Source organism: Streptomyces sp. 4F14 (genome assembly GCF_048159485.1).
GTDB lineage: Bacteria > Actinomycetota > Actinomycetes > Streptomycetales > Streptomycetaceae > Streptomyces.
Genome location: NZ_JBLRVY010000398.1, coordinates 1 through 318, shown reverse-complemented (window position 1 = coordinate 318; position 318 = coordinate 1). Strand labels below are relative to the sequence as shown.

The window sequence follows — 318 nt, the reverse complement described above, 5'->3', positions numbered from 1 at the left end:
AGAAGAGCACCCCGCGGGTGGTCTCGGAGTCCGCCGCGGTCATCACCACGAAGGAGGTGAGCGAGGAGAACAGCTGCCTCGCCGCCACTCCCGCGAGGACCACGCGGTCCGGGGTGCCGCCGAGGCTGTGGCTGAGCAGCATCACCAGCGCGAAGGAGCACACCGCGCCGAGGAACGCCCCGCCGGGGACGGACAGCGCGCCGCCGCCCACGCCGAGTACGACGACCAGGACGGCGCCGGTCGAGGCACCGGAGGAGACGCCGAGCACGAAGGGGTCAGCGAGCGGGTTGCGCAGCAGGGACTGGAGGACGGCGCCGC

1 protein-coding gene is annotated in these 318 nt (G+C 73.6%); it reads right to left on the bottom strand.

Annotation, left to right across the window (positions count from 1 at the left end):
* The coding region (locus ACLZOT_RS51290) for an iron chelate uptake ABC transporter family permease subunit (protein WP_416976156.1) at positions 1-318 on the bottom strand (318 nt) is incomplete at both ends.